Source organism: Streptococcus oralis (assembly GCF_001578705.1).
GTDB lineage: Bacteria > Bacillota > Bacilli > Lactobacillales > Streptococcaceae > Streptococcus > Streptococcus oralis_J.
The window spans coordinates 38,309-43,623 of the sequence record NZ_KQ969039.1; the positions used below are offsets into that span (position 1 = coordinate 38,309).

A 5,315-nucleotide genomic window follows, 5' to 3' on the forward strand; every position below is an offset into this window, starting at 1 on the left:
CAGGCCTGGATGGGCAGGTTATATCAGTGACCAGTCTACCTAATCTTCATTATAACATTTTCTCACCATATAGAAAATCCTAGAATAGAATCCTAGGATTTGTATGTCATTTTTTGAAGTCTTCTATGGTGAAATGGTCATAGGTGATTTTTGAAACTTCCTCATCATAACGACTCAAAAAGTCTTGAAATCGACGATCAATATAGCCAAAGAATAGAACCTCCTCTATATCCTCTTTGTTAAAGAAGATAATGTTTTGATTAATAAGCCCTAGTGGAAGACTGACCGCTCCAAAATCAAAAAAACCTTGCTTGCCGTCCTTTTCAGTTTATCAAAACAACCTCATACTACTCCTTCATTATTTATTTTTTTAGTAACGAAAGTTTTCACAAGCTGTTAATAAAAACCAGACCTATTTATCGCTAGAAATGAACTCTTCTAATCTTGTGATAAACTCTTTCTCAAACTCTGTTACGTGAGCTTTAAATAACACCTGATCAATTTTCTCAGCATCAAACAAATACATTGACTGAGAATCTTCAAACCCTTGAGGGTTTAGGACCCCAGAATAATCAAAAACTTTCCCTTCACTATTCTGTTGATAACGCCCGACAATCATAATAGGTTGAGTCCCATTCTTTAATAAAACAGTTGTTCCCAGTGGCAACCAATTTTTATTCATCTCTATTTCTCCAATTCTTTATTATATTATAAATAAAATGTATCAGTAGTACTACTAAAAATAAGAATAAAGGTCGTAATGATACCAAGCTTACACCTATAACAAGGAAGGCTGATAAAAAATAAATAATAGACGCCTCTATCTTGGAAGGTCTTCTAGCCTCTGGAAGCATATCTAAATGTTCCTGCGTTATAGATGAGCGATCAGTGAATTGATAAAAGAAACGATATCTTGCAGATAAAGAATCAATATCTAAAAAGTCATATCCCCTAATATAATCAACTACAAACAACATCAGTAAATTATCAATTTCGTCAATATTTTCAGTATAGAGAGAAAAATTTCTCTTTCCAGCAATGGCAATATTACTTGCAGCATAAACGGCAATCGGAATGCCATCTTTTGTGACAGGTAGAATATCTCCTTTACTACCTGAACTTACACACGTCATTTCATAGTTATTTAAATTGGATTGAAAAACTCCATGCCAGTATGCTTGTTCCCATAAGTGACCAAATCTTTCTTCTTCAGAATAAATCAAATCCTTATTTAACCCTCTAGCGACTATTCTTTTCTTTGGAGAAATGAATTCTGATTCTTTCAAGACAAGAATTTCTAAATCTGTTGCATATAGACGGTATCCTGCCTCTTCTTGAACGATTTCAATCCTTTCAGTCCAATGTTCTTCATCAGGTAGTTTTGACTGAAGAATTAATCCCTCTGAGTTTCCCCGTAATTGTAATTGTATTTCCATGTTTTACCACCCTATTGATAAGCCCAAGCCAAATGGTCCTAGTTTCATTTTTGCCTCTGCTTTTTCAGTTGTTACTCCCACTTTTGCCCTAGCAGAAACACCCACTCCGGCAGAAGCACTTACATCAATCGTAAGACCAAATATTTTAAATCCAGCTTTAGCTTCTCCTTCTACAATATAAGCATCAGCTCCCACCTCTAATTGGACTCCTCCCTTTAGTTTTCCTTCCCTATTAGTAAAAAAACCAATTTCTCCGCTTGCATCTGCCGAAGCTGTATATGCAGAGCCAGAAAGTTTTGCATGGATATCGTTACTATCATCTCCCCAGCGAGCATGCCCTTCCGCCTCAGCGCCAGTAATTTTAGCTTTAGCTTTAGCTCCAATGCCATATTTTTGAGAATTTTTTTTATTTTTTGAGACATCTTTCTTACCTTCTTTAGCAGAAGCTAATGATTTGATTACACCAGCAGAAACATCTGCCTTAAGTACCGAAACTTCTCCGCCTAAATTCGTATCACCTGCAGTAGTTTTCCCAGCATAAGCTTCAAATCCCATATCTAAATCAGAAAAATCATCATCAACCACAACTCCCGGTGGAAGCTTCTTAACTTTTTCTCCGCTATACTTAGACTCAGCTAATCGTTTGGCTAAATCATTCTGTAACTCGACTTTCTTTCCTCCACTATGCACGGCCTTAGTATATTCTGCAACATCGTTTTTAAAACTTGTACTACGATAATAAGTTCTTGCCGCGTATTCGGTAAATGGAGTACTTGAATGAAGGGCGAGAAACTTTAATTGCTTATTTTGAACATTTATCAAATCTGTAAAGCTACTATCTCCAACAAGTTGATTAAAAGTTTCCATATTCTTTATGGTATCATCTAAACTCTTGACTGCTTGATTATAGCTCGTATTCACACTATCCAAGCTTGGATTCGTTAACGTTAGGATATCACTTATCCCTGCATAGATATTTTTCGTCTTACTGGAACTGCTCTTCAATCCCTCGATCGGATCTTTCATCCGTTGCTTGATGCGTTCTAGGTATTCTGTCTTAATAATGGCACTGTTGTCGGTCTCTGACACCGTGTCTTGGAAGAGCTTCACAAGTCCATCATAGCGACTGACAATGCTATCTAGGGCATTGACATAGTTATCAACCAGTGGTATCTGATAGTTGGTCACCTTCTGGTTAATGGCATCCTTCACTGCTCCTTTGAGGCTATCGGTTGAAACGACCTCTGATAGACGGCTTCTCGAAACAGACAGCTGTTCCTTGATACTATTTACCGAAATAACTAACAACTCTTTTTGAACTCGAACTTCGGATACATCAATCTTCATTCACTTCCTCCTCTGCGTAAACACTGGAAATCAATCCTGCGTCTAGATAGTCCTTACGCAGAGCTTCTTGGCAGTAGTGTTCATCCACGGTATCCGAATACCCTTCTGATACTACTCTCTTAATCAAGAGATTGCTTAAAAACAAGGGTGAAGTGTCAAAGCGTAATCCAAATGGATAGCCATGACCGATGTAGTCCACATAATGGCCATTTGCCAAATCAACTCGACGACCTGAAAGAACTACAAAAAAGTCCATCTGCTCGCTTTCAAATGACTCAACCAAGTCCTTAGGAAGAAGTTCACGATCAAGTTCGACAACACTACCTAAAGGATAGATACGACTTAAACAGAGATCCACATAGGAAGCATACTGGATAAAAAGCGAACGAGGTAAGGTGACTTCTTCTTGGAGACGCCGAATTCGCACGAGTTCTTTTTCATAGAAAAACTCCAACGGCGCACCTATCATTGGATGATAATGATAACTAGGTTCGTCATTCATAAAAGCTATATAACAGGCTCTAAAAACATCTGGATGTCCTGATAAGGTCATCGCTACCGCTGTCAATACTTCCTGATACTTTTCAGATAGATTACATCAGTGACCAGTCTACTTAATCTTCATTATAACATTTTCTCATCATATAGAAAATCCTAGAATGGAATCCTAGGATTTGTATGTCATTTTTTGAAGTCTTCTATGGTGAAGTGGTCATAGGTGATTTTTGAAACTTCCTCATCATAACGACTCAAAAAGTCTTGAAATCTACGATCGATGTAGCCAAAGAATAGAACCTCATCTATATCCTCCTTGTTAAAGAAGATAATGTTTTGATTAATGAGTCCTAGTGGAAGACTGACAGCTCCAAAATCAAAATAACCTTGCTTACCGTCCTTTTCAGTAACTGGACAATGATTAACAATCATGACAGGCTCCACACCTTCTCTCATTCGAACAACACTTCCAATCGGTAAAGCCGTACGTTCTGACATCAGTTTTCTCCTTCTAAATATTTCTGAGCTTCCTGAACATAAAAGAGTTCTGGATTTTCATGGGCGATGCTTTCAAACAAACTACGAGTACGAGCTTCATCTCCTTTTAATTGGGCGTTGAGAGCTCCATAATAAGAAAACATGATTCGAGCTAATTTATTTTCGGGTTCAGTGGTATCGAAATAGTCATTTGATATTTTATTTAAAACAAGATCCTCTATAGCTTTTACTATGTTTATTGCATTCGTCTGCCTAGTAACCTGAGAATTTGTTCGAGCTTTTAATGTAGCTAACATATCAATTTGGTTCGAAATTTCTTCTGTTTTATCAGCATGGATTAGAGAAAGAATCTTAAAGTAAGCTGTGGACAATTGGATCTCAAATTTCTTATTAAAATTTTTATCCTCAAAATTTATTCGTTCCAAATTATCAAGTGTTTCTTCAAACTTTCCTTGGTAATATGACGCTTGGGCAATAGCTAGTAAACAATTTGCATTATTAAACAGTTGTTGAGACTTGACTGAGTGTTCAGCCACATAACGATAATAACTTATGTGCTTGTCGAAATTAATATCCGTCAAAAAGATATTATCTACAGCTAATTTAACCAGTTTATTATTTAATGAAAGCAGTGTCTCAAACCCAAAACATACTACCGTATAAGTAATGAATTTCATAAAATTCATTTCCCCACCTTTAAATAATTCAACAACCATGCCTATAAATGCTAGACAAACTATAGGAAATAAGCAAATGTATACTATTTTTGTCAAATTATATAATTTTGGAATTTCAAATCCAGATATTTTCAACGAATAGTTATTTAATATTTCTTTCATCATTATCCTCCATTGTAGAACTTAAATATAAAAAGGCGCTCGCTATTACTGGAGCCGCTATCGAGGCTCCAAATCCAAATGTAGATGCACTAACTGTAACACCATAAATTAAAGCACCCATAACAAAAACTGTAGCAACTACTACTTTCCCCGCTTTTAATATCTGTTCTCCATGATCCACACTTCTCACCCCTGTTTCAGTGGTCGTCTTAACTGTCGCATAGTCTTGTTTGACCTGGTTATGTTCTTTAACATAGGAAACACGATAACCATTCTCTGACTTAGTTCCAACCTCAAGAGAGCGATTCTTATAGCCAAAGCCAATAGAAAGGTTGGGTGCGAGTCTCCCGTAGCTTGAACTAATCTTGTCTGCTAGACTGAACTCACCCGTTATAGAATAGTCCTTTAGCCCTATCTTCGTCTTATAATTGGCTTTTTCATCTAGGAAATCTGTACTCAAACCTCCAACGCTATACTCTCCTTCTTGACTTAACTTACCATCTTTATATTTAGTGTTAAAAGTGATGGCACTTTCCCCTTTAAAGTGCCCTTTTATCTGGATTTTACTCTTGAGATAGTGCTGACCATCGTCATATACTGTTATCTCCTTCTCAAACGTAACTTCATTCCCTTTCAAGAAATCAATCAGTTCCTGAGGTTTCTTACCGCCATTCCCATGGGAAGCAAGAGAGATCGTTCT

The 5,315-nt window shown here is 36.8% G+C and carries 6 protein-coding genes and 2 pseudogenes; all 8 read right to left on the reverse strand.

From position 1 onward, the window contains the following. Positions 1-106 precede the first annotated feature (106 nt). Positions 107-307 (reverse strand): annotated as a pseudogene (locus tag SORDD05_RS09925) (DUF4176 domain-containing protein); the annotation flags it as partial. Between the two features lie 105 nt (positions 308-412). After that, positions 413-682, reverse strand: coding sequence for a DUF4176 domain-containing protein (locus SORDD05_RS08255; RefSeq protein ID WP_001039458.1), 270 nt, complete (start codon positions 680-682; stop codon positions 413-415). Beyond that, positions 675-1,436, reverse strand: a complete 762-nt coding sequence (locus SORDD05_RS08260) for a hypothetical protein (protein WP_038804222.1) — start codon at positions 1,434-1,436, stop codon at positions 675-677. The genes SORDD05_RS08255 and SORDD05_RS08260 overlap by 8 nt, the downstream gene beginning before the upstream one ends. A gap of 3 nt (positions 1,437-1,439) precedes the next feature. Beyond that, positions 1,440-2,783 (reverse strand): T7SS effector LXG polymorphic toxin, encoded by a 1,344-nt coding sequence (locus tag SORDD05_RS10285; RefSeq protein WP_227698166.1) that lies wholly within the window; start codon positions 2,781-2,783, stop codon positions 1,440-1,442. Further along, entirely contained in the window at positions 2,773-3,351 is a 579-nt protein-coding gene (locus SORDD05_RS08270; RefSeq protein WP_038804223.1) for a DUF4176 domain-containing protein, read from the reverse strand. The genes SORDD05_RS10285 and SORDD05_RS08270 overlap by 11 nt, the downstream gene beginning before the upstream one ends. Before the next feature lie 113 nt (positions 3,352-3,464). Continuing rightward, entirely contained in the window at positions 3,465-3,776 is a 312-nt protein-coding gene (locus SORDD05_RS08275; protein WP_038804224.1) for a DUF4176 domain-containing protein, read from the reverse strand. Further along, entirely contained in the window at positions 3,776-4,618 is an 843-nt protein-coding gene (locus SORDD05_RS08280; protein ID WP_038804225.1) for a hypothetical protein, read from the reverse strand. Before SORDD05_RS08280 ends, SORDD05_RS08275 begins: the two co-directional genes overlap by 1 nt. Further along, positions 4,596-5,315, reverse strand: a pseudogene (locus tag SORDD05_RS08285) (hypothetical protein); the annotation flags it as partial. The pseudogene SORDD05_RS08285 and the gene SORDD05_RS08280, both read right to left, overlap by 23 nt.

What these genes read in the sequence shown, in the direction of transcription:
- SORDD05_RS08255 (WP_001039458.1), bottom strand. Translation starts at nt 682, where the DNA reads ATGAATAAAAATTGGTTGCCACTGGGAACAACTGTTTTATTAAAGAAT.
- SORDD05_RS08260 (WP_038804222.1), bottom strand. Translation starts at nt 1,436, where the DNA reads ATGGAAATACAATTACAATTACGGGGAAACTCAGAGGGATTAATTCTT.
- SORDD05_RS10285 (WP_227698166.1), bottom strand. Translation starts at nt 2,783, where the DNA reads ATGAAGATTGATGTATCCGAAGTTCGAGTTCAAAAAGAGTTGTTAGTT.
- SORDD05_RS08275 (WP_038804224.1), bottom strand. Translation starts at nt 3,776, where the DNA reads ATGTCAGAACGTACGGCTTTACCGATTGGAAGTGTTGTTCGAATGAGA.
- SORDD05_RS08280 (WP_038804225.1), bottom strand. Translation starts at nt 4,618, where the DNA reads ATGATGAAAGAAATATTAAATAACTATTCGTTGAAAATATCTGGATTT.